Source organism: Sphingobium sp. IP1 (genome assembly GCF_002708645.1).
GTDB lineage: Bacteria > Pseudomonadota > Alphaproteobacteria > Sphingomonadales > Sphingomonadaceae > Sphingobium > Sphingobium yanoikuyae.
In genome coordinates, this window is the sequence record NZ_NOIW01000011.1 from 1 (window position 1) to 25,490 (window position 25,490).

General features: G+C 61.9%; 26 protein-coding genes and 2 pseudogenes. 20 read left to right on the forward strand and 8 right to left on the reverse strand.

The annotated features are described in order from the left end of the window. Positions 1-767, reverse strand: a 767-nt coding sequence (locus CG471_RS05480; RefSeq protein ID WP_143560150.1) for a DUF4158 domain-containing protein, incomplete at its 3' end; no start/stop codon positions are given. A gap of 125 nt (positions 768-892) precedes the next feature. Here CG471_RS05480 and CG471_RS05485 point away from each other — a divergent pair. Further along, complete coding sequence (locus CG471_RS05485; protein WP_008832583.1) at positions 893-1,513, forward strand: recombinase family protein; 621 nt, start codon at positions 893-895, stop codon at positions 1,511-1,513. After that, on the forward strand, positions 1,510-2,040 hold the full coding sequence (locus tag CG471_RS05490; RefSeq protein ID WP_007686150.1) for a GNAT family N-acetyltransferase: 531 nt from the start codon (positions 1,510-1,512) through the stop codon (positions 2,038-2,040). The genes CG471_RS05485 and CG471_RS05490 overlap by 4 nt, the downstream gene beginning before the upstream one ends. A 58-nt stretch (positions 2,041-2,098) precedes the next feature. On the opposite strand, the pseudogene CG471_RS05495 reads toward CG471_RS05490, so the two are convergent. Next, positions 2,099-4,327, reverse strand: a pseudogene (locus tag CG471_RS05495) (Tn3 family transposase); the annotation flags it as partial. 146 nt (positions 4,328-4,473) lie between these two features. Here CG471_RS05495 and CG471_RS05500 point away from each other — a divergent pair. Continuing rightward, positions 4,474-5,073, forward strand: a complete 600-nt coding sequence (locus CG471_RS05500) for a recombinase family protein (protein ID WP_037472749.1) — start codon at positions 4,474-4,476, stop codon at positions 5,071-5,073. A gap of 43 nt (positions 5,074-5,116) precedes the next feature. Continuing rightward, complete coding sequence (locus CG471_RS05505) at positions 5,117-7,138, forward strand: TonB-dependent receptor (protein ID WP_180275610.1); 2,022 nt, start codon at positions 5,117-5,119, stop codon at positions 7,136-7,138. Between the two features lie 11 nt (positions 7,139-7,149). Here CG471_RS05505 and CG471_RS30060 read toward each other — a convergent pair whose 3' ends face one another. After that, positions 7,150-7,950: an alpha/beta hydrolase gene (locus CG471_RS30060; RefSeq protein ID WP_180275611.1), complete on the reverse strand. Its 801-nt coding sequence runs from the start codon at positions 7,948-7,950 to the stop codon at positions 7,150-7,152. Between the two features lie 189 nt (positions 7,951-8,139). Between CG471_RS30060 and CG471_RS05510 the strand changes: the two genes are divergently transcribed. Then, positions 8,140-8,643, forward strand: a complete 504-nt coding sequence (locus CG471_RS05510) for a MarR family winged helix-turn-helix transcriptional regulator (protein ID WP_170828616.1) — start codon at positions 8,140-8,142, stop codon at positions 8,641-8,643. A gap of 177 nt (positions 8,644-8,820) precedes the next feature. Here CG471_RS05510 and CG471_RS05515 read toward each other — a convergent pair whose 3' ends face one another. Continuing rightward, positions 8,821-9,381: a recombinase family protein gene (locus tag CG471_RS05515; protein WP_062348316.1), complete on the reverse strand. Its 561-nt coding sequence runs from the start codon at positions 9,379-9,381 to the stop codon at positions 8,821-8,823. A 180-nt stretch (positions 9,382-9,561) separates the two neighbouring features. Further along, positions 9,562-9,975: a helix-turn-helix domain-containing protein gene (locus tag CG471_RS05520; RefSeq protein WP_007015439.1), complete on the reverse strand. Its 414-nt coding sequence runs from the start codon at positions 9,973-9,975 to the stop codon at positions 9,562-9,564. 75 nt (positions 9,976-10,050) lie between these two features. Between CG471_RS05520 and CG471_RS05525 the strand changes: the two genes are divergently transcribed. From CG471_RS05525 to CG471_RS05550, 6 genes and pseudogenes are all read left to right on the forward strand, one after another. Then, a complete protein-coding gene (locus CG471_RS05525) occupies positions 10,051-10,446 on the forward strand; it encodes a mercuric transporter MerT family protein (RefSeq protein ID WP_007015440.1) in 396 nt (131 codons plus the stop codon). Positions 10,447-10,458: 12 nt separating this feature from the next. Then, positions 10,459-10,788: a heavy-metal-associated domain-containing protein gene (locus CG471_RS05530; protein WP_081096816.1), complete on the forward strand. Its 330-nt coding sequence runs from the start codon at positions 10,459-10,461 to the stop codon at positions 10,786-10,788. 38 nt (positions 10,789-10,826) lie between these two features. Next, a complete protein-coding gene (gene merA, locus CG471_RS05535) occupies positions 10,827-12,245 on the forward strand; it encodes a mercury(II) reductase (protein WP_180275612.1) in 1,419 nt (472 codons plus the stop codon). A 91-nt stretch (positions 12,246-12,336) separates the two neighbouring features. After that, a pseudogene (locus CG471_RS05540) lies at positions 12,337-12,915 on the forward strand (DUF4158 domain-containing protein); the annotation flags it as partial. Between the two features lie 61 nt (positions 12,916-12,976). Beyond that, positions 12,977-13,734 (forward strand): IS5 family transposase gene (locus tag CG471_RS05545; RefSeq protein ID WP_099231059.1). Its coding sequence is split into 2 segments (ribosomal slippage): positions 12,977-13,310 and positions 13,310-13,734, totalling 759 coding nucleotides; the frame shifts between segments, so codons are not numbered across the junction. A gap of 92 nt (positions 13,735-13,826) precedes the next feature. Next, complete coding sequence (locus tag CG471_RS05550; protein ID WP_099231061.1) at positions 13,827-14,834, forward strand: IS110 family transposase; 1,008 nt, start codon at positions 13,827-13,829, stop codon at positions 14,832-14,834. Positions 14,835-15,212: 378 nt separating this feature from the next. Here the strand turns inward: CG471_RS05550 and CG471_RS05555 are convergent, their stop codons facing one another. Beyond that, positions 15,213-15,536 carry a hypothetical protein gene (locus CG471_RS05555; RefSeq protein ID WP_099231063.1) on the reverse strand — a complete coding sequence of 108 codons (324 nt, stop codon included), beginning with the start codon at positions 15,534-15,536 and terminating at the stop codon, positions 15,213-15,215. 87 nt (positions 15,537-15,623) lie between these two features. Between CG471_RS05555 and CG471_RS05560 the strand changes: the two genes are divergently transcribed. The 9 genes from CG471_RS05560 to CG471_RS05600 all read left to right on the forward strand — a co-directional run bounded on the left by CG471_RS05560 (position 15,624) and on the right by CG471_RS05600 (position 24,121). Then, positions 15,624-16,979, forward strand: coding sequence for an IS1380-like element IS1247 family transposase (locus CG471_RS05560; RefSeq protein ID WP_099231065.1), 1,356 nt, complete (start codon positions 15,624-15,626; stop codon positions 16,977-16,979). Positions 16,980-17,208: 229 nt separating this feature from the next. Beyond that, on the forward strand, positions 17,209-18,153 hold the full coding sequence (locus tag CG471_RS05565) for an efflux RND transporter periplasmic adaptor subunit (RefSeq protein ID WP_257211436.1): 945 nt from the start codon (positions 17,209-17,211) through the stop codon (positions 18,151-18,153). Positions 18,154-18,248: 95 nt separating this feature from the next. Beyond that, positions 18,249-18,758 (forward strand): DUF1269 domain-containing protein, encoded by a 510-nt coding sequence (locus CG471_RS05570; protein ID WP_099231069.1) that lies wholly within the window; start codon positions 18,249-18,251, stop codon positions 18,756-18,758. 61 nt (positions 18,759-18,819) lie between these two features. Next, the gene (locus CG471_RS05575) at positions 18,820-19,875 is read left to right on the forward strand and encodes a patatin-like phospholipase family protein (protein ID WP_099231071.1); all 1,056 of its coding nucleotides are present in this window, start codon (positions 18,820-18,822) and stop codon (positions 19,873-19,875) included. A gap of 65 nt (positions 19,876-19,940) precedes the next feature. After that, positions 19,941-20,999 (forward strand): AI-2E family transporter, encoded by a 1,059-nt coding sequence (locus CG471_RS05580; protein WP_099231073.1) that lies wholly within the window; start codon positions 19,941-19,943, stop codon positions 20,997-20,999. A gap of 94 nt (positions 21,000-21,093) precedes the next feature. After that, entirely contained in the window at positions 21,094-21,636 is a 543-nt protein-coding gene (locus CG471_RS05585; protein WP_218964235.1) for a Na+/H+ antiporter subunit E, read from the forward strand. After that, positions 21,629-21,916 (forward strand): monovalent cation/H+ antiporter complex subunit F, encoded by a 288-nt coding sequence (locus CG471_RS05590; RefSeq protein WP_099231077.1) that lies wholly within the window; start codon positions 21,629-21,631, stop codon positions 21,914-21,916. The genes CG471_RS05585 and CG471_RS05590 overlap by 8 nt, the downstream gene beginning before the upstream one ends. Continuing rightward, entirely contained in the window at positions 21,913-22,149 is a 237-nt protein-coding gene (locus CG471_RS05595; protein WP_099231079.1) for a monovalent cation/H(+) antiporter subunit G, read from the forward strand. The genes CG471_RS05590 and CG471_RS05595 overlap by 4 nt, the downstream gene beginning before the upstream one ends. Positions 22,150-22,396: 247 nt before the next feature. Then, complete coding sequence (locus tag CG471_RS05600) at positions 22,397-24,121, forward strand: alpha/beta-hydrolase family protein (RefSeq protein ID WP_218964236.1); 1,725 nt, start codon at positions 22,397-22,399, stop codon at positions 24,119-24,121. Positions 24,122-24,134: 13 nt separating this feature from the next. On the opposite strand, the gene CG471_RS05605 is transcribed toward CG471_RS05600, so the two are convergent. Both CG471_RS05605 and CG471_RS30535 read right to left on the reverse strand, forming a co-directional pair. Further along, a complete protein-coding gene (locus CG471_RS05605; protein ID WP_218964237.1) occupies positions 24,135-24,446 on the reverse strand; it encodes a hypothetical protein in 312 nt (103 codons plus the stop codon). A gap of 867 nt (positions 24,447-25,313) precedes the next feature. Further along, entirely contained in the window at positions 25,314-25,481 is a 168-nt protein-coding gene (locus CG471_RS30535; RefSeq protein WP_156028549.1) for a hypothetical protein, read from the reverse strand. Between the last annotated feature and the right edge of the window lie 9 nt (positions 25,482-25,490).

A 25,490-nucleotide genomic window follows, 5' to 3' on the forward strand; every position in this document is an offset into this window, starting at 1 on the left:
CGGCGAAGCCGGGTCACACGATGCGCCGGCACGCCGTCCAGCAAATCCGCCGGAAGATCGAACCTTTGAAGATATTCCAGTCGATCCATCAGCCGGTTAGCGGCTGCTGAATTTGCGCCAACCTCGAACTGTCGCAGCCATACGAAGCGCGTGACGCGACCATCCACCGTATCCTCCAACAGGTGAGCCAAATTCTCGCTCAGGGTTGGCGTGATGCGATGGGCGATAAGATCCTCGATCCGGCGCTCGGCCTCAACCAGCGCATCGGCGCAAAGGCGCTCGATCGTCGAGGAGCCGGGAAGGATCGTGCGGGTGCGGCGACACTCCGCAACGAAGCGACGGGCAAGATCCTCATTCGATGTCGCCGCCTCGGCTTCCCGAGCGATCCATTCGCGCAAATCCCGTGCGCCCCGCCCCGAAAAGGAGCGATAGCCGTAGATTCGGCGAAGGTCCGCCAGATGCTCGTGCCGGGTCTCCTCGCGCGCGGCATAGAGGAGTAGATCGTCGCTGGTCAGGCCGAGCTGGGCCGCGATGAAATCCGATACCTGCGCCGGGATCAACTCGCCAGGAGCGAGCACCCGGCCCGGGTAGCGCAGGACGCACAGTTGCAGCGCGAAGCCAAAACGATTGTGGGCGCGCCGGCGCTGGCGGATATGCCCGAGATCCTCATCGCTGAGGGTATAGTGCCGCAGCAGCTCACCTTGATCGACCGGCAAGTGAAGCAGCGCCTCGCGCTGTCGATCGGTCAGGGTCACGCGACGCGGCATACATGCTCCTTATTCTTTCCGAGCTACGGTTTGAGATAGCTTGATTGAGATGCTGGTTAAGATACACAATAGCCCAATCTTATGTGCTCATGTTCGTCACCGCCTCAAACCTTCGTTTGTGATCCATGCTGATCGGCTACGCCCGCGTGTCCAAAGCCGACGGCTCGCAGTCGCTCGACCTGCAGCACGATGCCCTTCGCGCTGCCGGTGTCGAGCCAGGCAATATCTATGATGATCGTGCATCCGGTAGCCGTGATGATCGCCCCGGTCTTGCCGCCTGCCTGAAATCGTTGCGCGACGGCGATGTCCTCATCGTTTGGAAGCTCGACCGGCTCGGCCGAACGCTCACCCACCTGGTCAGCACGGTGCAGAATCTGTCGGATCGCGGTATCGGTCTGCGGGTGCTCACCGGCAAGGGCGCGCAGATCGACACCACGACGCCATCGGGCCGGATGGTGTTCGGCATTTTTGCCACACTGGCGGAGTTTGAGCGGGATATGATCCGCGAGCGCACCATGGCTGGCCTGGCCGCTGCCCGCGCGCGGGGACGCAAGGGTGGCCGCAAGTTCGCCCTCTCCAAGGCCCAGGTGCGGCTCGCTCAGGCTGCTATGGCCCAACGCGACACGTCCGTTTCCGACCTCTGCAAGGAACTCGGGATCGAGCGCGTCACTCTCTACCGCTATGTCGGTCCCAACGGGGAACTCCGGGATTACGGTCAGCGCGTGCTTGCTGCCAAAACGCGATGATGATGACGGGAGCCCCGATCAAACTTACCCAAGCGGACGCCGCAGACGTTGCAGACCTGTACAACCGTTGCAGCGACTATTTCCTGTTGCAGGACGGGGCCGCGCCCACGCTGGACGATGCTCGCGAGCTTTTCTCCGATGTGCCGCCCGAAAAGAGCGCCCACAATCAAGCTGTCCTGGGATGGAAGGGGCCTGGCGGCCTATATGCAATCGCGGCCATCCTCCGCGATTATCCGCGTGATGGCACATGGTATCTCGGCTTCATGATCGTAGATGCCGCACAGCGTGGTCGTGGCGTCGGACGCTCAATTTACTCGACGGTCGAAAGCTGGGCCGCTGCGAGAGGTGCCACAGAGATTCGGTTGGCCGTGCTGGAAGCGAATGAAGCGGCAGAGCGATTTTGGCGTTCTCTCGGCTTCATTGAGTATCGGCGCGTTGGGCCAGACACCTTCAAAATGCGTAGCCATCGCCGGATAGAACTGAGCCGTCGCCTTTCTGGCGCGACCGTAGAAGGCAGCAACAAGTAAGATCTCGCGCCGGCTATCTGGGCGAGCTTGGCGTAGGATTCCGCCCCCTCCCGCAAACGCCCCCAGTATGCAGGGCGGTGAGATCGGCGCTGCTGTCATGGCCGAGAATGCCGTCGAGCGCATGGATGGCTTCGCCTGCTGTGCCGGCAATCACCGTCTGATGGAGTGGCGCGTATCGGTCGGTGATGGTGGTGTAGATCTTGACCACCGGGTCGCGACCATAGTGCGCGTTGATCGTCCCGCCGGCTTCACCGGGCCCACCGAGATAAAAAGCCTGGCCATCAGCCGAGGCACGATGCCCTGCACCAAACCAGGCGGCGAGCGGCTCGGCATGGATGGCGTCGGTCAGACAGGCGAGCGCGGCGCGGAACGTCTCTTCGCGCATATGCCAGGTCTGCATACGCAAGAGGACGCGCCGGGAAGCAACACCGCAGACTTCGGCCATGCGGGACAGACCGAGGTTCGTTGCCTCGGCGATCAGCGTGGCGAGGAAAGCGCGTTCGTCGGAAGGCGGCAGGCCCGTCGAGACATGACCGAAGTGCGAGATGAACCCGGTCCAGCACTCGACCTGCGACAGTACGTCCGTGATCCGGGTCACGGGCACCATGCCGTAACAGGCAAGCGCGAGTTGCCGGCCATCATCCTGACCGGCCTCTTCAGCCGGCTCTTTCGGAAACCGCAGCCGTTCTCCGGCGAAGAGCGCGGGGTCGCGCTTGTCGAGATTGCTGGAGACATCGCGCAGGGCGTCGTCGAGCCGTGCCGCTCTCTCCTCGAGCCAGGCATGCGGATCGCCGAGCGAGAATGCTTGCTTCGACAGGGCATTACCGATGGGAGGGGTGAGCAGCACGCCAAGCGATCGATGGATGCGGGCTGTTGGCACCCACATCCCACCCGACGCCAACGCATTGGCAAGGGCGCTATAGGTCGCCAGTTCCCAATGGGTGCGATCTATTCCACCGGGCGTAACGACATACCGGCGCCAGCGCCGCTCGATGTGACCGAGCGGTACGCCGGCAGGCAGTGGCTTGCGCCAATCTCCGTCGAGATCGGCAAGGATTGCCATCGCCTCGCGCAACTCCTGCATGCCTGCCCGGCCCTGGAAATCGAAACCACGCACGAACAGCGGCCCCGTCCGCTTGAAAGTGCGATATTCGGCGGCGATCTCATCGAGCACTTCATCCCGGTGCGGTGCAGCGGTCCGTCGAATGATCGCGGCGTCCGCGTCGATCGTATCGAAGGATGTCACGGCGCTGACCGCGGCGACGATATCGCCGCCAGTTCTTTTTGCCTGGCTCATCGCTTCCAGAATTCTGGCGATGCGCAGCAACCGTTCGCGCCCTTCGCGACCGGAAACGGCCACGCGCTGCTCGAGCCGCTTGCGGGCACGGAGATGAGAGCGGCCGACCAGCGCGCCGAACATATCTATCGCGGTATCGGTGAGCGTTGCTTCCAGCTCGCGCAGCGTCGCGAGAAGCACCACCCGTCTGCGGGCGGGACGCATCTGCTGGAAAGCCTGCGCTGTATAACGCACGCCCTCCCGGGCAAATTGCGCCAAGCGTGGTGTGGCGCGGGGATCGATCGACAAGGCCGACACACCGGTCCTGCGGATCATGGCGACCTTCTCGATGAGTTCCATAAGCGAACCGGCCGCTACACGCGGTTCCGGTTCGCGCAGCCAGGACAACCGGCTTTGTCGGTCATGGATCTTGTCATCGATGAGCGTGTCGAGATGCTGACGCATCTCGGGCGTGAGGCTGCCATCGATTGCGGCCACGAGATCCGTTTCCGCATGGTGTATAGCCTCGGCCGCCATGCGCTCCACGACGCTGATACCGGGGATGACGATATGGCGGACACGCATCTCATCCAGGAGCCGGTCCAGCAGTTCGCGCCCGTCGATGGTGATCGCAGCCTCGCCTGTCAGCCAACTCATCAATTCCGCGCGCTGTGGCCGGCTCAGGTCGCTGAAGCCAAACCGCGTCTTGATCGCGGCGAGCTGGTCGTAGCGTGTGGGCGTGCGTCTCGCGAAATCAGCGACGACACCCGCATCCACTTCGACCTGTTCGGCAATATGGTCGAGCATGAGTGCCGGCAGCAGTTCGCCATGACGCAGATGCCGACCCGGATACCGCAGGCAGCAAAGCTGCAGGGCATAGCCGAGCCGGGTCGCAGGGGTTCGCGCGGTGCCGACCGCCGCCATGTCATCGTCAGACAGGCTATAGTGCTTCACGATCATGGCCTCGTCCTCGGGCAGCGCCAGCAGGGTGGCGCGCTGCCGCTTCGTCATCGGAATGCGTCCGGGCACTTACGAACCTCCAAAAACTGCTTGCCTTTCAGTTTAATTCTGCAAGAGGATTGTGAAAGACGGAAGGACGCGGAAATCCGTTCGTGTCGTAAAGACCTGCAGATACGGCCGTTTGTGAAAGGCGCGATTTGACCAAGGCACCTTATCTGATCGGCTATGCCCGTGTGTCGAAGGGCGACGAGCAATCTAATGCTGCGCAGCGCAGCGCGCTCGAAGCAGCGGGTTGCAAGCGCATATTCGAGGAGACCGCCAGCGGCGGACGATGGGACCGCCCGAAGCTGCTGGAGATGATCGGCCAACTGCGCGATGGCGACGTGGTCGTAGTCTGGAAGCTTGATCGACTGTCGCGTAGCCTGAAGGACATGTTGCACATAATGGAGCGGATCGAAGGGGTGGGCGCGGGTTTCCGATCCCTGACCGAGGCAATCGACACCACGACCGCTGCAGGTCGAATGATGATGCAGATGGTCGGCAGCTTTGCCGAGTTTGAGCGCGCGATGATCCGCGAGCGCACCAGCGCTGGTCTTGCCCAGGCCCGCATTGAAGGCAGGATAGGTGGGCGTCGCCGCAAGCTGGGAGACAAGCAGCGTCGAGAAGTCGCCGAGTCCGTCATCTCAGGCCGAAAATCCGGTGCCGAGATGGCAAGGTTATATGGCGTCAGCGAACCCACGGTGTCCCGGATCGTAGCGGCCTATCGGCAACAGTCCGAGAACCAGGCGCTGGTATGAAAGAGAGCATGCCAGCCATCGCTCTTTCCGGGACGACATGCCCTTGACGGATTTGCCGATCACTGCGCCCGTCGTGGTCGCTGAGGACGCGACCGATGTTATTGAGGTCGTCGGGAAACGTACGGAAGAAACCCTTAAAATTGATCGCCGAACCTATCAGGTCCGCGAAACTCCTCATTCCGCCCAGAAGAATGCCGTCCAATTGTTGCGCGGCCTCCCGGCGGTGACCATCACCCCTGACGACCGCATTCTGGTGCTTGGATCTGGATTGACCCGGATCTACGTGGATGGCCGCCCTTACATTGGCGATGCCTCACAATATCTGCGCACCGTGCACGGCAGCGATATCGAGCGAATAGAGGTGATTACCAATCCCTCCGCACAATTTTCGTCTGAGGGCGCAGGTGGCATCATCAATCTGGTGCTGCGAAAATCACGGGTGGAGGGACTGTCTGGGAACGCAAGCCTGGAAGAATCCAGTTATGGCTATGCCCTTGGCGATACGACCCTGAATTACAAAGCTGGCAACTGGACTTACCAGCTGAAGGGGGGAGGCAATGCCGGCACCATGCTCCGCAGAAGCTATCGCAAGGAGCGCCGCGTTGGGATGCAGGATGACAGCTCGCCGACAGTTAACCGGGAGACGGGTCTGCATACCTATGCTGGTACTGTCGGACGTCTCAGCGGCAAAGCATCGTACAAATTGGGCGCAAGAACAAGCGTCTCGGCACAGCTGGGCGGTGGCGGCGGGCATGATATTGTCACAGACAAAGTCGATTATGTCGCCGTTACCCCAGACTTCACGCCTTTTTCAGAACGTCGCCGCCTCAGCAGTATAGGGAGCTATGTTACCGGAGAATTGAGCGTCGATCATAAGGGCAAAAAAGAGGGAGAGGCGCTCAATGCGGCTGTCCAGTTTTACACAAATCCCAATGTGCATGATGTTACTAATGCCCGGTTCAGCGATGGACGACACTATAGGCTCGACGTGCGCAAGCCCTCCACGTCGATAGATGTCCAAATTGACTGGAAACATCCCATGGCTGTGGGGCAACTTCTTTCGCTGGGTAGCGCCTGGCATGTTGATGACACTACGCAAACCTATAGATTTACGAGCAACGATAGCGACGGTTTGTTCGGCTCCGACATCAACGATGCGTATGATGCGCGCAGCGCTACCCTCTCTGCCTATGCGTCGTTCCAGCAGAGATTCGGGGCCTTAACCGTCGCACCGGGCTTGCGCGGCGAAGCAAATCGCCGCCAAATTTCCAGTCCCGGCGTCGCGACGATTCAGATAAACAGGGCCAGCCTCTTCCCCAGCTTTCACGCCAGTTACCGGTTCAACAAAAAGCTGCAGTTCGGAGCCAGTTTCAGCAAGCGGATAGACAGGGTTCCGCTGGAATATCTGCGCCCCTATGGAACGGTCGAGGATGCCTACACCCTTTTCGAAGGGAACCCGCGCCTCAAGGATCAAAGCACCAATGCCTACGAGGCCAGTGTGCAGTTTCGCCCCGGGAAAATAGAATTGGGAGCTACTGCCTACTTACGCGAAACAAGTCGGCTTTGGAGCAAAAGTTATTCTCTCAATGCGACCGGAACCAGTGTCTACAGCTTTGTAAATGCTGGAAATAGCTGGAACAGTGGTGCCCAGTTTGACCTTGCCTTCCCAATCGTCCCCCGTCTCAAGGCAAGCGCCAGCGCCAATCTCTTCAATGAGCGTACTCCGATCGATACGACGGATGGCCAGAATATGCAGCGCACATTTCGCTATACGGCAAACGGCACGTTTGAATGGAATGGCAAAGACCGGGGCAGTGTACCCGGCGACGTCGCGCAATTACAGTGGTCATACAGTAGCCCATCGCGGGAGTATCAGATCCGCAAAGGTTCATGGTTCGATTTCAGCGCCTCATATACGCATAGTCTGGATCGGACGCTATCGCTCTCGGGGACATTCAAATATTCAGGTCGGACAAACCAGCGTTTGATTGCGCCGTCGGTGGAGGAAATTTCCTCACGCCGCAGAGAACCTGAAGTACAGCTGAAATTGCAGAAGACGCTATAGATAAAAATTTCCTATCGCGCCAATGCCTTGGTCAACCAATCTGATATTCGGCTAAGAACCTCTGGCAGGTGAGACTGACCCTTTTGATCTACCATAGTGTGATCATAGTCAGCAAATTCCCAGTAGGTGACGTTCTTGCGCCCGGATTTGCGGAAATTCGCGGCGAAACGTCTGGCAGATGTAACCGGGTTCGAATGATCCCGTTTACCTTGCACAACCAGAAATTCCGTCGCAGTGGCGCGCAATGCATCGTCCGATAGTCGTCTGTCCATTATATCGGACCACCATCGGTAGCTATTCGAAAGCCAAATTTCCGTGCTGTCGGGATTCTTTCTTATTGCAGCTATGTGTTCCGGCGCTGTTTTCGCCTCTGAAGGTGGCAGAACTTGCACGAATGCCTCACGAAACGGCATTCCAGTCGCCGATGAAAAGATCACCGCGACGTTCGGCCGAACTTCAGCGGCAAGTATCTGCATTGCCGCACCGCCTTCTGATCCGCCAAACAAAACGAGTTTCCCGTTCCACCATGCCTCCTTCCTGAGGCTTGCAATAACCTGGCTGTAGTCGGCGACCCTTTGGCTGATGGTATGGTGGGCCACGTAGGCCGGTCGGCAATCTTCTGGAAAAGACTTCGGAGCATCGCCTTCCAGAACACCGTATTTCTCGACCGTAAGGATTGCGGCGGATGGCAATAGCTTCCTGGCAGCCTCGATATTTGGGCTGGATGTGACCGATGTACATCCCGATCCCTGCGCCAGCACCAGGATGGGCTGTTGCGCTTCATTTGTTTGCCGATCCAGATACCAGGTCATGATGCTACCATCTGGCCTAACGCTGGAATGAGCTAATGGACTTCCTGAAGCCGTCACTCCCGAAGTCAGGAACGAAAATGCGATAACCCAGCGCCATGGCTTCATGCAGCACCTACCCAATATGGACATCGATATGGCTTTAAAATATGTATGGCCCTACATAATTGTAAAGAGCGAAGGCAAAGCGTGGTGAAAGGCGATGAAAAGGCTGAGGATTTTATCCAGGCGGGGGGATTATTCTTCCTCGCTCATCGTTTGCGCCGCCTCTCTGAGGGGCTGGTAACCGAATGCGAGCGCTGGTTTGGCGAGGCAGGAATCATCGCTCCGCCTCGAACAACGTCGATACTCTACCTGATCGAAAATCAAGGGCCGCAACGTATCACTGCCATCGCTTCAGCCCTTCAGCAATTCCACCCGGTCATCATAGATTGGGTGGGAAAGCTGAAAAAGCTGGACCTGATTACAACGGCTGCAGATCCAGTTGATCGCAGGCGCACGATCGTCTCACTCACAGAGGCAGGGCGACAGGAGGTGCTCAAAATCCGCACAGCCGAGTCTGCGATCACAGCTGCTTACTCGGCTTTGGAGGCCGAAACTGGCGTGAACTTGATCGATGGAACCTCGGTCTGGGAATCTGCCCTCTCCGACAAGTCCTTATCTGTCAGGATTGGCGAGTACGATGCTCGCCAATGACCTGATCCCGTCTGATGGCTGCAGGCCTATGCTTGCGAAGCGGCTACCGTGAATCGGTGTCCGAATAATGTACGGAGGCCTGGTCGGCTGTCCGGGTTTATCCCGACTACCAAAAGGCGTCGCCTCAAGGTTTGTGCGTCAGACAACGATTTCATGGACAAAGGCGGGAAAGGCTTTTCATGTCGCTGATCGAAGGTACTGATAGAGGGTTTCCCGGCTGATCCCAAGATCGCGAGCGATGGTAGCCTTCTGCTCGCCAGCTGCAACCCGTTGCTTCAACTCGGCCACCCTGTCATCGGAAAGCGACTTCTTCCTTCCGCGATAGGCGCCGCGCTGTTTGGCGACAGCAATCCCTTCGCGCTGTCGTTCGCGGATCAAGGCCCGCTCGAATTCGGCAAATGCCCCCATCACCGACAGCATCAAATTGGCCATCGGCGAATCTTCACCCGTGAACGCCAGGCTTTCCTTGACGAATTCGATCCGGATGCCCCGCTTGGTGAGGGACTGGACCAGCTTGCGCAGGTCGTCGAGGTTGCGCGCGAGGCGGTCCATGCTATGCACGACCACCGTGTCCCCCTCGCGGATGAACGATAGCATGGCTTCAAGCTGTGGCCTGTCGACGTCCTTGCCCGATGCCTTGTCGGTGAAAATCTTGTCGAGTGCGACACCATCCAGTTGGCGATCGACATTCTGATCGAATGCACTGACCCGGACGTATCCGATCTTTTGCCCATTCATCGTCCGCTCCTGGCCAATATGTCAGGTTGGACTCTATAAACTTGGTACGCATATGTCAAGAAATGTGATTCGGCGTTCTTATCTGACACAATTACCGCAAGCATCCTGACGTCTAGGTAGACTATACTCCAGATTGACGACAGAAGATCAAATCCCGCAAAAATAGCGGCCTCACTTGTCCTATACGGACGAAAACTGAAGTGCGTCCAAAATAGGACATTCGGCAACGTCGTCGCCGGTGCATTTGTCTAATGTTGTCGCCAGCGCCGCCTCTATCTTCTGCAAATCGGCAATACGGCGACGGACATCGTCAAGGTGTGCTTGGGTTCTCCCCATCACCTCTGCGCACGTTTGCGCTCCAACGTCGGTCAGCGACAACAAAGACCGAATCTCATCCATCGCAAAGCTCAGATCGCGGGCGCGCAGGATGAACTGCAACCTTTGCACCAGTTCCGGCGAATAGACCCGGTAGCCATTGGCGTTGCGCGCCGGTGCTGGCAGCAATCCGACCTTCTCGTAATAGCGGACGGTTTCGAGATTGCAGCCGGTCCTCCGGGCAAGCTGAGCGCGTAAAATGCCAGATTGTGGCTGCATGAAAAACCTCTTGAGTCTGTACCTACTACAGAGGCTACACTGCGAATCACGAAGGCGGAAGAAAGGATTTGCGGCATGGCCTCAGCGCCTGAATCAGGACAGTCAGCCCTCACTGAAAACGACGAGCCGAAGCGGGCGAACTGGGTCGCCACGGGCGCGCTGATCGGCGCGGGGCTGGCCTCCGCCTGCTGCGTCGTGCCGCTCCTGTTCGTTACGCTTGGCATATCCGGCGCGTGGATCGCCAACCTGACCGCGCTCGAACCTTACAAGCCTTATGTCGCGGCGGTGACGCTGGCTCTGCTCGGCTACGGCTTCTGGCATGTCTATTTCAAGCCGAACCCACCCTGTGAGGACGGCTCATATTGCGCTCGTCCGCAATCGGCCCGCACTACCAAAGCGGTGCTGTGGCTGGGTCTCGCCATCGTCATCCTCGCGCTCACCATCGACTGGTGGGCACCTTGGTTTTATTGAAAGGGTACACCCATGAAGAAGACTATACTCATTGGGCTGGCCGTGCTGGCAACCGCCGGTGGCGGGGTCGCCCTAGCACTTGACAATTCAGCACAGGATCGCCCTGCGGCCACCGCAACCGCTCAGAGGCAAGCCACCTTTGCCATCGAAAACATGACCTGCGCCACCTGCCCGATCACCGTGAAGAAGGCGATGGAAGGCGTGGCAGGTGTCAGCGCGGTGACGGTTGATTTCGCCGCCAAGACCGCGCGCGTAACATATGATCCTCGCCGCGCGAATGCTGCTGCGATTGCCGCTGCGTCGACCAATGCGGGTTATACGGCGCGCGCTATTCAAAACTGAATGACGGCGCCCGTCGCGCCTGAAGAAAGCTGTATCCAATGAACGATTGTTGCAACCGCCCTGGGCGGGATGGATATGACGTGGCCGTCGTCGGTGCGGGCTCGGCGGGTTTTTCCGCCGCGATCACCGCCGCCGAACTCGGGGCGAAAGTCGCGCTGATCGGCCATGGCACGATTGGCGGCACCTGCGTCAATGTCGGCTGCGTTCCGTCCAAGACGCTGATCCGTGCCGCCGAGGCGGTGCACGGTGGGCGAGCCGCCACGCGCTTTCCCGGCCTTGGCGGTAACATTCAACTAGGCGATTGGGCGCAGCTCGCGGCATCAAAGGATGAATTGGTCAGCACGCTGCGCCAGAAAAAATATGTCGATCTTCTGCCCGCCTATTCCGGGGTAAGCTATATCGAGGGCAAGGCACGCTTCGCAGACGGTGCGCTGATCGTTGACGATGTGCCGATAAAAGTCGGCAAGGTCATATTGGCGATGGGTGCGCACGCCGCCGTGCCGCCGATTCCGGGGATGGACAGCGTGCCCTACCTAACCAGCACATCGGCGCTAGCGCTGGATCGCCTGCCCAAATCGCTGCTGGTGATCGGTGGCGGGGTGATTGGGGTTGAACTGGGACAGATGTTTTCGCGTCTGGGCGTTGATGTCACCATCTGCTGCCGAAGCCGCCTGCTTCCCGAAATGGACTCGGAAGTGAGTGCCGCGCTAAAAAACTATTTGGAAGCCGAGGGCGTGCGGGTTTGCGCAGGTGTCGGCTATCAGCGTATCGCCCAAACACAGAGCGGGGTCGAATTGACCTGCGAGGGGCATCGCGACACCGTCGCGGCGGAACAGGTGCTGATTGCCACCGGACGCCGACCCAATAGCGACGGGCTTGGGTTGGAGGAGCGCGGCATAGTGCTTGCCCGTAATGGTGGAATCGTCGTCGATGACCACCTCGAAACGTCGGTCTCAGGCATTTACGCGGCGGGCGATGTAACGGGACGGGACCAGTTCGTCTACATGGCCGCCTATGCCGCAAAACTGGCCGCGCGCAACGCGGTGACGGGCAACCAATACCGCTACGACAATTCCGCCATGCCATCCGTCGTTTTCACTGACCCGCAAGTCGCCAGCGCAGGCCTCACTGAAACGACAGCACGGGCGCAAGGCCTGGACATCAAGGTTTCGCTGCTCCCGCTCGACGCTGTGCCAAGGGCACTGGCAGCACGCGATACGCGGGGTCTCATCAAACTGGTTGCCGACAAGGCAAACGACCGTTTGCTGGGTGGCCAGATCATGGCACCCGAAGGCGCGGATTCGATCCAGACACTGGTGCTGGCGATCAAACATGGCATGACCACCCTGGAATTGGGTGCAACGATATTTCCTTACCTGACCACTGTGGAAGGCCTCAAACTGGCGGCCCAAACGTTTGATAAGGATGTCGCCAAACTGTCTTGCTGCGCCGGGTGATTGCTCGGGGATCAATCTACAACGAATAGACACCCTCCAGCGCGAGCCGCTTTGGTGTTAATTTTGTCGTTCGACTCAGCGGGAGAGCAAAATGGCACGGCGCCGACTTCTGACCGGAGACGAGCGACAGCGCCTGTTCGATCCTCCTGTCGAGGAAATCGCGATCATTGGGCATTATACCCTTTCCGCGGAAGATGTTGAATTGGTTGGGCGCCGCTATGGTCCAGCAAATCGCCTCGGTCTGGCTGCACAAATCGCTTTGATGCGACATCCCGGCTTTGGTCTGCAACCCGAGATCGGGCTTCCCGACGTCATTCTTCAGTACCTCGCGGCACAGTTATTCGTCGATCCTTCCTCCTTCTCTGCATATGGTCAGCGCGCGCAAACACGTACCGATCATGCCGATCTCGTGGCGCGTTATCTTGGCATACGCCCGTTTCGACGCGGCGACCTGGCACTTGCCCTGAATCTTGCCGCGCAGGCCGCCGAGTATACAGACAGAGGTGAACCGATTGTTCGCGCCCTCATGGTTGGCCTGAAGGGTGAGCGGTTCATTCTTCCGTCAGGCGACACGCTGGAACGCGCCGGTCTTGCTGGCCGGGCACGCGCACGCAAAGCTGCCGCAGCCGCAATCGTCGAAGGCCTCAGCTCTGCTGAACTGACACGGCTAGGCTCAGGACCCATTGATCTGAGAGGGAAGATCTGATTCAGGCTCCGCAAGGAGACTGAGCATGAGCGACCTGTATTGGCTGACGGATGAGCAGATGGCGCGGCTTCAGCCGTATTTTCCCAAGAGCCACGGCAGGCCACGGGTCGATGATCGACGGGTGTTGAGCGGGATCATTTTCGTCAATCGCAACGGGTCGCGTTGGTGTGATGCGCCGAAGGAGTATGGCCCGCACAAGACGCTCTACAACCGCTGGAAGCGGTGGGGCGAGATGGGTGTCTTCCTCCGCATGATGGAAGGTCTGGCCGCCGAGGGTGCTGAGCCGCAGACGGTCATGATCGACGCGACCTACTTGAAGGCGCACCGCACGGCATCGAGCCTGCGGGTAAAAAAGGGGATCTCGGGCGGCTGATTGGCCGCACCAAAGGAGGCATGAACACGAAGCTTCATGCCGTAACCGATGCAAACGGTCGTCCGCTCAGCTTCTTCATGACCGCAGGCCAGATCAGCGATTATACCGGCGCCGCCGCGTTGCTCGACGACCTTCCCAAGGCGCAATGGCTGCTGGGCGACCGCGGCTACGACGCCGACTGGTTCAGGGATGCCCTGCAAGCGAAGGGGATCAAGCCTTGCATTCCTGGGCGAAAATCTCGCCTCCAACCCATCAAATACGACAAGCGTCGGTACAAACGCCGCAACCGGATCGAGATCATGTTCGGCCGTCTGAAGGACTGGCGCCGCGTCGCCACCCGCTATGATCGGTGCCCTACGGTCTTCTTCTCCGCCGTCGCTCTCGCCGCAACCGTCATCTTCTGGCTCTGATCAATGAGTCATCGTGTAATTGTGGCTGCTTCCTCGGACCTCGGTTGAGGCGCACACTTCTGGTTGTCGAATCCTGAAGGAAGGAAGCAGCCATGAAGCATTATGCCGGATTGGACCTGTCGATGGAAAGCACGCAGGTCTGCATCGTTGACGAAAATGGTCGAAAGCTCGTGTCACAGAAGGTGGAAAGCTCCCCCGAGGCAATCGCCATGATGTTGGGGCGCTACAGCCCACTCGATCGAGCCGTGATCGAAACGGGCCGCATGTCGCCTGCGATCTGCCTTGGTCTGCGTGAACTGGGCGTTCCGGTAGTATGCATTGACGCCCGCCAGGCGCATCAGAGTCTGAAGGTTATGAAGGCAAACAAGACCGACCCTCACGATGCTGCCGGTCTTGCGCAGCTGGCGCGGACGGGCTTCTACAAAGAGGTGCATGTCAAATCACCGGCAGCGCATGGGGTGCGCAGCGCGATCACTGCACGCAGCCATCTGGTGGAAGCGCGTGTCCGGCTCGACAACATGATCCGCGGTCTTTGCGCCACGTTCGGCTATCGCCCCGGGGCTGGACAAGGAAAGGCATTCCTCGAGAGGATCATGCAAGCGGTACACATCCCGGGCCTTGGCGATGCCATCACATCCTTGCTGTCGGTGCGCGCGGAGTTGGTCGAGCAGATCAAGGAAATGGACCGGCGACTGCGCATCATGGCTAGCCAGTCACAGGCCTGCGAAATCCTAATGACCATACCGGGTGTCGGCGTTCAGACCTCAGCCGCCTTCGCTGCTGCAGTGGATGAAGCAGCACGCTTCCGACAATCCCGCAATGCCGGCGCCTACTTCGGCCTAGTGCCCCGACGCCATCAGTCGGGCGAGCTCGACTGGACCGGGAGGATTACAAAGCAGGGAGACAGTACGGTGCGCAAGTTACTCTACGAAGCCGCCAACTCGATCCTGACCAGGATTCGGGAAACCTTCGCGCTGAAGACATGGGCCATGAAGATCGCCAAGCGCCGGGGCCTGAAGAAGGCCCGTGTCGCGCTCGCTCGTCGGCTCGCAGTCATCATGCATGCCATGCTGCGCGATGGCACTTTGTTCCAGGCGTGAGGTAGGATAGAACCTGTTTGCCAGCGGTGAAGCGTCAAAGCTGATCCGAGGGCGGTGTCCCGCGAGGGAACGCAGGGACGAACGATCTGCGAAGGTAGTCAGATGGGCCGAAAAGCCCGCGTCGAGTCAATGCAACGTTCGCCTCTGTGAGACCCGATACAGCACGACCAGCTCCGGCTCGGCCAGTGCGGACAGATCCATGAAACCCTCAAGGGATCAGCACCGCCTAGCAACTGCAATTACAGATCTTGACCCTAAGGCGCTCCCCTTTTCAATGCCTGGCCGAAGCTGGCGATGCTTCGGTCCATTGAGGCAAAAGAATGGGGAGCATCGAGGCGAAGCCCGATGCCCCCCGACGCGATGGTGACTGGAGGGAGGCTATCCCCAGACCATGCGTATCTCGTCACTGGTAGCGACCTGAGCCGCGAGCGAGTCGAACCGCTCGAGGTAACGGCCATCATTGAGGTGGCCTAGATCGCGGCGGACGTAAGGCTGACCCAGAGTATCGCGCAATTCGGTAATGGGTATGCTGCCGCGATTGTCGTCGGCAAGCCGGAGCGCGTCGAGGACGCGATAGGCGTTGCCGTTGGCGAGGTTGATCTCCGATGCGCCGTCGGGCGTGGTGGCGACGTGCATGGTGATCGTGCGGGTTGCATCGTCGCGCCAGAAGCGGACGTTGAGTCCACGAAACTGGGCCCACATTTCCCAAGTAAGGCGCTGATTTCGCTGTCCTGACCAATATATTTCCTATATAAAACATGGTGTTGAAGGCTGCGAGGGGCGCGTTTCATGGATCACCCAGAGGGTGCGGGCTTGCAATGGGCAGATCGGGTGGATTTCGACCCTCGCGTGCGGCTGGAATTTCGCGGCACGCAGCTCAGTTCCGACGGCGGCCTTCTGATGATGCGGGAGCTTGATGACGCGCTCGGGTTGTCCGATTTGGCGTCAGCGGCGCTGCGCGATACTCGCTCTGGCAAGAACACGGTCCATCGGCTCGACGGCCTGTTCCGGCAATCAGTCTTTGGGCGGCTGGCCGGATACGAGGATGTCAACGACGCCAACCGTCTCGCCTGCGATCCGGTCATGCGCCAAGTTGTCGGCGGCAGAGCGGTCGATGCACAAGCGGCCTCGGCATCGCAGATGGGACGGTTCGAGACCGAGACGCTGGCTCTGGCCGGGAACCGTGCCGCGCTGGCCGACCTGAACGGGCAATGGATCGACCGGTTCCATGACCGTAACGGGCTGAAGTACATCGTTCTGGACATGGACAGCTCGGTCAGCCCGACCCATGGCGACCAGGAAGGGTCCGCCTGGAATGGCCATTTCGACTGTAGCTGCTATCACCCCAACTTTCTGTTCAACCAGTTCGGGATGCTGGAACGCTGCGCCCTGCGCCATGGCAACGTCCACAGCGCCGATGGCTGGCGTGATGTTCTCGACCCCGTCATTGCGCGCTACGCGGAGCGCGACCTTGGTGGCAGGTTCTTCCGGGCCGATGCTGCCTACGCGATCCCGGCGATCTATGAGCGATTGGAAGAAGCGCGGTTCTTCTACGCCATCCGGCTGCCCGCAAACGCGGTCCTCAAGGACAAGATCGCGCATCGGCTAACGCGCCCTGTCGGGCGGCCGTCACTGACCAAGGTCAAGCGGTTCTTCGAGGAATTCGAGTATCAGGCGGCGTCCTGGGACAAGGAACGCCGGGTGATCGCCAAGATCGAATGGCATCCGGGCGAACTGTTCCCGCGTGTCGGCTTTATCGTCACCAACCTGCCGATGGAGCCGGACTGGGTGGTGCGGTTCTACAACCAGCGCGGCACCGCCGAGCAGCACATCAAAGAGGGCAAATACGCCTTTCGCTGGACGCGGCTGTCGTGCCGGAAGTTCCGCGACAATGAGGTGCGGCAGCAACTGCACGCCCTGGCGTACAACCTGGCCACCTTCTTGCGCTGCATCGAGCTGCCCGAAGCCATGGCCGACTGGTCGTTGACCAGCCTGCAACTGAAGCTGATCAAGATCGGGGCACGTGTGGTCCGTCACGCCCGCACCATCACCTTCCAGCTGGCCGAGGTCGCTGTCACCGGCACGATGGTACGCGCCAGCCTCGCCGCTATCCGCCGATTGCGAGCGCCACCGCTATGCGCATGATCGCGATCCACGCTCAAACTGAACGAAAGCGGCTGGACAGATCTGTCCGCTGCGCTGAAAAACGCCGCCCCTGGGCAAGGAAACAGCGGCTTCGCGGTCTGATCCGTCCAGATCCAGCAGTCTGCGCGACCGCAGGTGCCGCTTGCGGCAGAAAATCCTTGTCTAGCGATCGGATACAGGCGATCTTCACCTCAAACGACACGCCACCTGGGGAATGCAGGCTAAAATGATGTGGTCATTTCCGCGAAGCCCGGAACCAAAGCTGGTCGTTGACCGCATCATCAGCCTAGGGGCGTTATGCGAAGTGGCCTATCAAGCCAGGCGGCTGTCGAAATCGAGCCGCGCCTACCCTTTTGACTGGTGGGACACGCCGTTCGCGGGCCTTCTCCGAGCTCTCAAGTTAGGTCCACAAGAGGTCTTCAACGCATCCCATATTTCCAAGCTGCCGATCGACGCCGGGTCCCCTCCCGCGTTCTACTCCGGCTTCGCCGGAACGGTTCATCAGCATGAATTTCCCAGGGGCGAGAACTTTCTCGCGCTCGATGAGGACGAAATCTCACGCCGGCTCGGCTTCACCGAACTGCGCGCGGATGTTGCCGGTGTCGTGACGGCCCGGCAGGTCGAGCCCGGCGAGGTGGTCCAGCCCGGCCAGGTCCTCGTCCAGATTGCCCGCGACGACAGCCGCGACGCCGTCTTCAACGTGCCGGCCGCCCTGCTCGACCCGCGCTTCGCCGATGCGAAGGTCCGCGTCGCGCTGGCCGATGCGCCTGCTGTCACGGCCTATGGCTCGGTGCGCGAGGTCGCGCCGCAGGCCGATCCGGTGACGCGGACCTTCGCGGTCAGGGTCGGGTTGCAGGACCCGCCGGAGGCGATGCGGCTCGGCTCCACGGTCGTCGGCACGATCGAGATCTCGACCGCGGCGATCATCGCCATTCCCGCGAGTGCGCTGACCCAGAAGGGCCGTTCGCCCGCCGTCTGGGTCGTCGATCCAGCCAAGTCGACCGTCTCGCTGCGCGATATCGACGTGCTGCGCTTCGATCCCAGCAAGATCATCCTCTCGCAGGGACTGGCACCCGGCGAGATGATCGTTTCGGCCGGCACGCAGGCCCTGCATCCCGGCCAGCGCGTCAGGCCGGGGCCGCAATCCGCCGCGGCTTCGCCGCAACGGCCATGAGGAGGGCGCGTGCCTGCCTCCCCCGCACCGGAAGCTTTCCGGCCTGACCGGCTGGCTTCCGGTTCTTTCTCACCCACGATTACGGAGTCATCGACATGAGCAATCTCGTCTTCATCGCCTTCCCGACGGAACAGAAGGCCGAGGAGGTCCGCCAGAAGGTCCTATCCCTGCAGCGCGAATATCTGATCGAGCTGGGTGACGCAGTCGTCGTGGTCAAGGACGACAAGGGCCATGTGAAGCTCAATCAGATGATCAACCTCACCGCCACGGGCGCCGCTTCCGGTGCGCTCTGGGGCACCCTGATCGGCTTCATCTTCCTCAATCCGCTGATCGGCACGGCGCTCGGTGCCGCGTCCGGCGCTCTCGGCGGCAAGTTCAGCGATATCGGTATCAACGACCAGTTCATGAAGGATGCCGCCGAGGCCCTGCAGCCGAACACGGCGGGCCTGTTCCTGCTCATCCGCAAGATGACGACCGACAAAGTGCTGGCGGATCTCAAGGGCGTCGGCGGCACGCTGATGCAGACCTCCTTCGACGAGACCAAGGAGGCACAACTGCGCGCGGCGCTCTCGGCCGCGGCGGAGACCGAGGCCCCGCAGGCTTGAAGCATCGACCGAAGCCCGCCGCCATGAGGCGGCGGGCCGCGCCGACGAAAGAGGGACTTCGGTGAGCAAGACGCCTTCCGCCCCCAGCCGCGGCAACGACGCGCGCGCTCCACTGAACATCGACCTCGCTCTTCAGGGCGGCGGAGCCCATGGCGCGTATACTTGGGGCGTGCTGAGCCGGATTCTCGAAGAGGACTGGCTGACGATCGAGGCGATCTCCGGCACCTCGGCTGGTGCCATGAATGCCGCCGTGCTGGCCTCCGGCTATGCGCTGGGCGGGCGTGCAGGCGCTCGCGACGCATTGGACCGCTACTGGCGGAAGGTGTCCGAGGCGGCACGCTTCAGCCCATTCCAGCGCTCGCCGCTCGATGTGCTGCTCGGCCGCTGGACGCTCGACACCTCGCCGCTCTTCGTGGCGATGGACATGATGTCCCGCGTCGTCTCGCCCTACACCCTCAACCCGTCGGGTACGAACCCGCTGACGGACATCCTCGCCGAGGCGATCGATTACGACGCTATCGCAAGGGGCCCGATCAAGCTCTTCATCTCCGCGACGAATGTCAGGACGGGGCGCAACCGCATCTTTCGGAACGGCGAGATCACGCCGGACGTGCTGCTCGCCTCGGCCTGCCTGCCGACGCTGTTTCAGGCGGTCGAGATCGACGGCGAGAGCTATTGGGACGGTGGCTATTCCGGCAACCCGACGATGACCCCGCTGATCGAAGAGAGCACGGCCAGCGACACCATTCTCATCCAGATCAACCCGGTCGAGCGGCCGGGCACGCCGCGCAATGCTCGGGACATCCTGAACCGCCTCAACGAGGTCTCCTTCAACGCGGTGCTACTGAAGGAGCTGCGGATGATGGCGCTGCTGCAGCGCGAGGCGCTCTCCGGCACGGGCGAGGGCGCGCGCTGGGCGCGCATGCGCCTCCACCGCATCACCAGCGACGCCATGATCGAACTTGGCTATTCCTCGAAGCTCAATGCCGAGTGGGAGTTCTTCACGATGCTCCATGACGAGGGCAGGCGCTCCGCCGAAGCGTTCTACCGGGCGCATCGCGACGAGATCGGCAAGCATTCGACGCTCGATCTCGACGAGTTCACCAAGGGGGTCTGACGGGTGCCTGCGCTGAAGAGAACTGCCGCTGCGACGCGGTTTTACGCCCGGAGCCGAGCTGGCCTATGACGAGCGCCAAGACCTCCCAGGCCGCGCAGGTCATCATCGCCGTAATCCTGTTCGTGGTCGCGCTGTCGATCGCGAGTTCCGTCTTCGCGCCGGTCGCCTTCGCGCTGTTCATCATCGCGCTGGTCTGGCCCTTGCAGAAGGCCTTGCAGGGCGCGCTGCCGCGGCTGCTGGCGCCGGCGCTGAGCCTGTTCGTCATGGTCGTCGCCTTCTTCGCCTTCGGCTCGCTGATCGTCTGGGCCTTCGGCCGGGTCGGCCGCTGGATCGTCAGCGATGCCGCGCGCTTCCAGGCCTTCTACGAGCAGATCACGCTCTGGCTCGAAGGGCATGGCATCGCGGTTGCGGCGCTGTGGTCGGAGAATTTCAGCTCGGCCTGGGTGCTGCGCGCCGTCCAGACCGTGAGCGGCCGGCTGAACAGCACGATGAGCTTCTGGCTGGTGGTGCTGGTCTACGTGCTGCTCGGCCTGCTCGAGGTCGAGGATTTCGGCCGCAGGCTCAAGGTGATGCGCAACCGCGACATGGCCGAATTGATCCTGCGCGGCAGCATCGCGACGGCCGCCAAGATCCGCCGCTACATGCTGGTCCGGACGGCGATGAGCGTCATCACCGGCCTGCTGGTCTGGGTCTTCGCCCGGACCGTCGGCCTGCCGCTGGCCGAGGAATGGGGCTTCATCGCCTTCCTGTTGAACTATGTCCCCTTCATGGGCCCGCTCGTCGCCACGGTCTTCCCGACCCTGTTCGCGATGACGCAGTTCGGCTCCTGGCAGGCGGTCATCGCGGTCTTCGCCTGCCTGAACCTGATCCAGTTCATCGTCGGCAGCTATATCGAGCCGCGGGTAGCCGGCAGTGCGCTCTCGATCTCGCCGCCGATCGTCCTGTTCTCGGTCTTCTTCTGGAGCTATCTCTGGGGCGTCTTCGGCGCCTTCATTGGCGTCCCTATCACGATCGCCCTCATCACCTTCTGCGCCCTGCATCCGTCGAGCCGCTGGCTGGCGGAGATGATCGGCGCGGTGCCGAAGGAGGCAGGCGCCGCGGGTGGATCCGGCCCGGCGGCCTGACCCGCGGCTCCGGGGAGAATGGGACGTGGCGCACAGTGGTGAGACGCCCGGCTGATGCTGCCCGTCCGGGCGATGGCTACCCTGCATCGCAGCGTTGGCAGGCATCGACCGGAGGCGGGCGGAAGCGATGGATGGGGCGGCCGTGGCCGATGACAGGCGGTTTTCGGCGCTCCTCGTCCCGGGGCTGTGCCTGCTGGCGCTATGGGTGATCCTGATGGGGTCTGCGCTCAAGGATTTGCCGGTCGGCATCGCCGCAAGCGCCGCCGGAGCTTGGGCCAGTACCGTGCTGTGGCCGGTCGGCGCTGGGCTTTCTCTTCGCGGCCTGATCCGTTTCCTGATCCGTTTCCTGCCGCAATCCGTTGTCGCGGGCGTCGATGTGGCGCGGCGCGCCTTTGCGCGTGATCCCGATCTGCGGCCGGGTTTCGCGACCTGCCGCTCGATCGTTCCCGATGGCATGGCACGTGATTCTGCGTGCGCCGTGATGAGCCTGCAGCCCGGCAAGCTACCCGTTTCCGTTGCGGCCGACGGGATGCTGCTGATCCATTGCCTCGACCTGCGCGAGCCCATCGCGGAGCAGGTCGCTGCCGACGAGGCGCCCTTTTGCCGGATATTCCGGGCGGAGCGCCGCGATGGCTGACATTCTGGCCGCCGCGGCGTTCCTCGTCCTCGCGATGACCGTCCTCGCGTTGTTGCGTGTGCTCCGTTCCCGCGTCCTGGCCGAGCGCGTGATGGCGTTGCAACTGCTCGGGACCGGCGGCACGGCGGTGCTTCTGCTGCTGGGAGCCGCTTCCGGCTCTGCCGCCGTGATCGATGTCGCGTTGCTGCTCGCCCTGTTCGCGGCGTTTGCCTGCGTGGCCTTCGCGCTCGGCATGGCCGAGCCGGCCGCCGAACTTGATCCGGCGAAGGAGCAGCCATGAGCGGCCTCGGCGATATCGCCACCATCGTTCTGGTGAGCGCGGGCGCGCTGCTCTTCCTCGCCGGCGCGCTCGGCCTGCTGCGCTTTCCCGATACGCTGAGCCGGCTGCATGCGATCAGCAAGGCGGACAATCTCGGGCTCGGGCTGATCGTACTCGGCCTCCTGCCGCAGATGGCGAGCATCGCGGACGGCCTGAAGCTGCTCTGCATCTGGCTGCTGGCGCAGCTTTCATGATGGTGATAGGTCCGGGCGGATACAGCTTCAACAGCTACTGGAAGCTCGGGCTGCCGCTGATGCTCTGGTTCTTCGTCATATCCGTTTTCTACGTTCCGATGGTCTGGAGCTTCTGAATGTCGCCTCGTGCTTGCCGGGCACTCGCCCGAACCCGCTTCACCGGCCGAAGCTATCGGACGCAGCCCCGGCGCTGCGTGATCAATGGATATAATAGCTCGATCGGCGGGCATGACGGACAGCAGGTGCGATGATGAGCTTCGGCACGAGAGCTCTCCTGCTTCCGCTGCGCTGGAGCCGTGGCCTGTCCGGCATCGGCCTGGCGCTCGGCACCTTCCTGTTCGCAGCCTCGCTCACCCCCACGCTCGTGCCGCGCACGGCCGTGATCCAGGGCGTTCTGGGTGGTGTCTGTTTCGCGGCAGGCTATGGCTTCGGCACGGCCTGGCGCTGGCTCTGGACCTATCTGGAGATGCCGGCGCCCAATGAGCGGCTGCGCCGCATCGTCAACATCGTCGTCGCCGGCATATGCCTGCTGGTCGCCGGCATCTTCCTCGCGAATGCGGCGGAATGGCAGAATTCCATCCGCCGCGTGATGTCGATGGAGCCGATCGAGAGCGCCCATCCGTTCAAGGTCAGCCTGATCGCGCTCGTCACCTTCGCAGTGCTGCTGACCCTGGCGCGTCTGTTCAGGCTGATGGCCCTCTTCCTGGCGCGCCGGCCGCTGGGCTTCATGCCGCGGCGGGTCGCGCTCGTGGCCGGCCTCGCGATCACGACGGTTCTGGTCTGGTCGCTCGCCAACGGCTTCCTGGTGCGCGTCGGCTTCCGCGTGCTGGATTCCTCCTTCCGCGAACGCGACGCCCTGATCGAGCCGGCCAGTCCGCAGCCGACGGACCCGCTTCAATCCGGCAGTCAGGCCTCGCTGGTGAAATGGCGGGAGCTGGGGCGGGCGGGCCGCGAGTTTGTGGCCTCGCGCCCGAGCGCGGCCGATATCACCGCCCTGTCGGGCCGGCCGGCGATGCAGCCGATCCGCACCTATGTCGGGTTGCGCGCGGCCGGGACGGCGGAGGCGCGCGCGCGGCTGGCGCTGGAGGAATTGAAGCGCTCGGGCGCCTTCGACCGGAAGATTCTGGTGGTGATCACGCCGACCGGCACCGGCTGGGTCGATCCCTCGGCGATCAGCCCGATCGAGCATCTCGGCGACGGCGATGTCGCCAGTGTCGCGCTGCAATATTCCTATCTGTCGAGCCCACTCTCGCTGCTGGCTCAGCCGGAATACGGTTCCGAGGCGGCGCGAGCGCTGTCCAGCGAGGTCTATGGCCACTGGACGCGCCTGCCCAAGGAACGCCGGCCGCGGCTCTACCTGCACGGCTTGAGCCTGGGTTCGATGAATTCGGAGCGATCGATCGAGTTGCTCGAATTGATCGGCGATCCGATCGATGGCGCCGTCTGGAGCGGCCCGCCCTTCGGTAACCGTTTCTGGCGCGACATCACAGACCGGCGCAATGAGGGTTCGCCGGCCTGGCTGCCGGAATACCGGGAGGGCCGCGCCGTCCGTTTCATGAACCAGAATGGACCGACCGTTCCGCCTGCGACGCCCTGGGGCGTGATGCGGATCGTCTATCTCCAATATGCCAGCGACGCGGTGACCTTCTTCGATCGCCGTAGCTTCTTCCGAAAGCCTGCCTGGCTCGAGCCGACGCGCGGCCCCGACGTCTCGCCCCAGTTCCGCTGGTATCCCGTCGTGACCGGCCTGCAGCTTCTCGTCGACATGGCCTTCGCGACGAGGACGCCGATGGGCTACGGGCATGTCTACGCTCCGCAGCACTATGTCGAAGCCTGGGTCGCGGTGGCCGGGGCGGGGAGCTGGTCGCCGGAGGCCCAGGCCGCGTTGAAGCGTCATCTCTGGGATCACGCCCAGCGCGGCAGCGATGATCGCGATGGCGAAGAGGGCGCTTACGACAATCGCGGGGGCTGAGGATGAGGCGTCTTCAGGAGCGAGCGACCCGCTCCTGAAGATAGGTCGCCACATCCCGGGTAAGCTCGGATAGCGTCAGGCCGTGGTTGAAGCGCCCGGTCCGGATGAAGGTCACGACCTGCGCGACGACGAGCGGGTTGTTCATCATGAAGGTGTGCGTCACGGGCAGGGTGATATGGTCGGCCATGCCCTCCAGCTTCGTGCTCTCGACCGAGACCTTGCCGTCATTCGGCCCGGTGAAGAACGGCGACAGGATCGGGTTGAGCGAGAGGCTTCCCGCGATGATGCCGAGTTCGTAATCGGCGTCCGGCAGGGAATTGGGCACTGGGCTTCCTCGACAACGGAGATGACACCAACGTCGTGATCGAAGATCGCGCAGATTGATGCGAGCGACCAGGGGCACACGCGGGCTTCGAACGAGCACAACACCAAGGGGTCATCGTCCTCGTCTTCGAGAAGCTGGCCACGCTCCCGGGCGAAGGCGCGGAACGCGGCGAGCTGGCGGGCGGTGATGACGGCGGGCGCGGCATCGGCTTTCCGATCGACGCTGAGGAAGAAGGTGATCGACATGGTCTGTCTCCCATTGGAACCATCATCCCCGGTTCCCCTCCCCTTCCGATCCGTCAGGATCGGCATGGCCGATCACGGGGTCATGGGTCGGTCCGCAGGACCGGGTGCCCGAGCGATGCGTAGCTGGTGCTCGCAATGCGCAGGCATTGCGGCACCGCGAGCGAGCCGGGCATTGGTCGGACTGCGCCGGTCGATGCGTAGCGAGCGCGACACGCGCAGGCGGGGCCGCGATGCGAGCGAGACGGGCGCGGTCGATAAGCGGGTGCGATCGGCACGAGCGAGGCGTAGCGAACCGGCGATCCGAAGGGATCGTCGTGAAGCGAGCGACCCGTGCCGGTCAGCCCATACTCGATCGCATCGGCACGGCGCGATGCGCAGCGGCAGCGCAGGCGATGCGACGGCATCGCCGCGCCCGCCAGCGAGCCGTGCCGATGCCGCAGTCGAGACGCCGGCTGAGCCGCGACGGTCGATGCGTAGCGAGCGTGACACGCGCAGGCGTGGCCGCGATGCGAGCGAGGCGATGCGACGGAGTGACAGATCGATCCCGGCACCGGCGAGGCGTAGCAGGCAGTGGCAATGCGACGGCATTGCCTTGGCGCGAGCGAGCCGTACCGATCCTCCGTCAGGGATCGACCGCGTCAATTTCGATCAGGCGTGCGGTGTCGGTCCACGAGATGATCTCATAGTCGTCCGACATGTGGGTGTAGTGGCCACTGCGAACCTCGCCGATCGTCGCGCATGTTCCGTCCGCCCAGAGTGCGTAGTCGTCGTTCGAGATGGGGTCGGTCATGTCACTCTC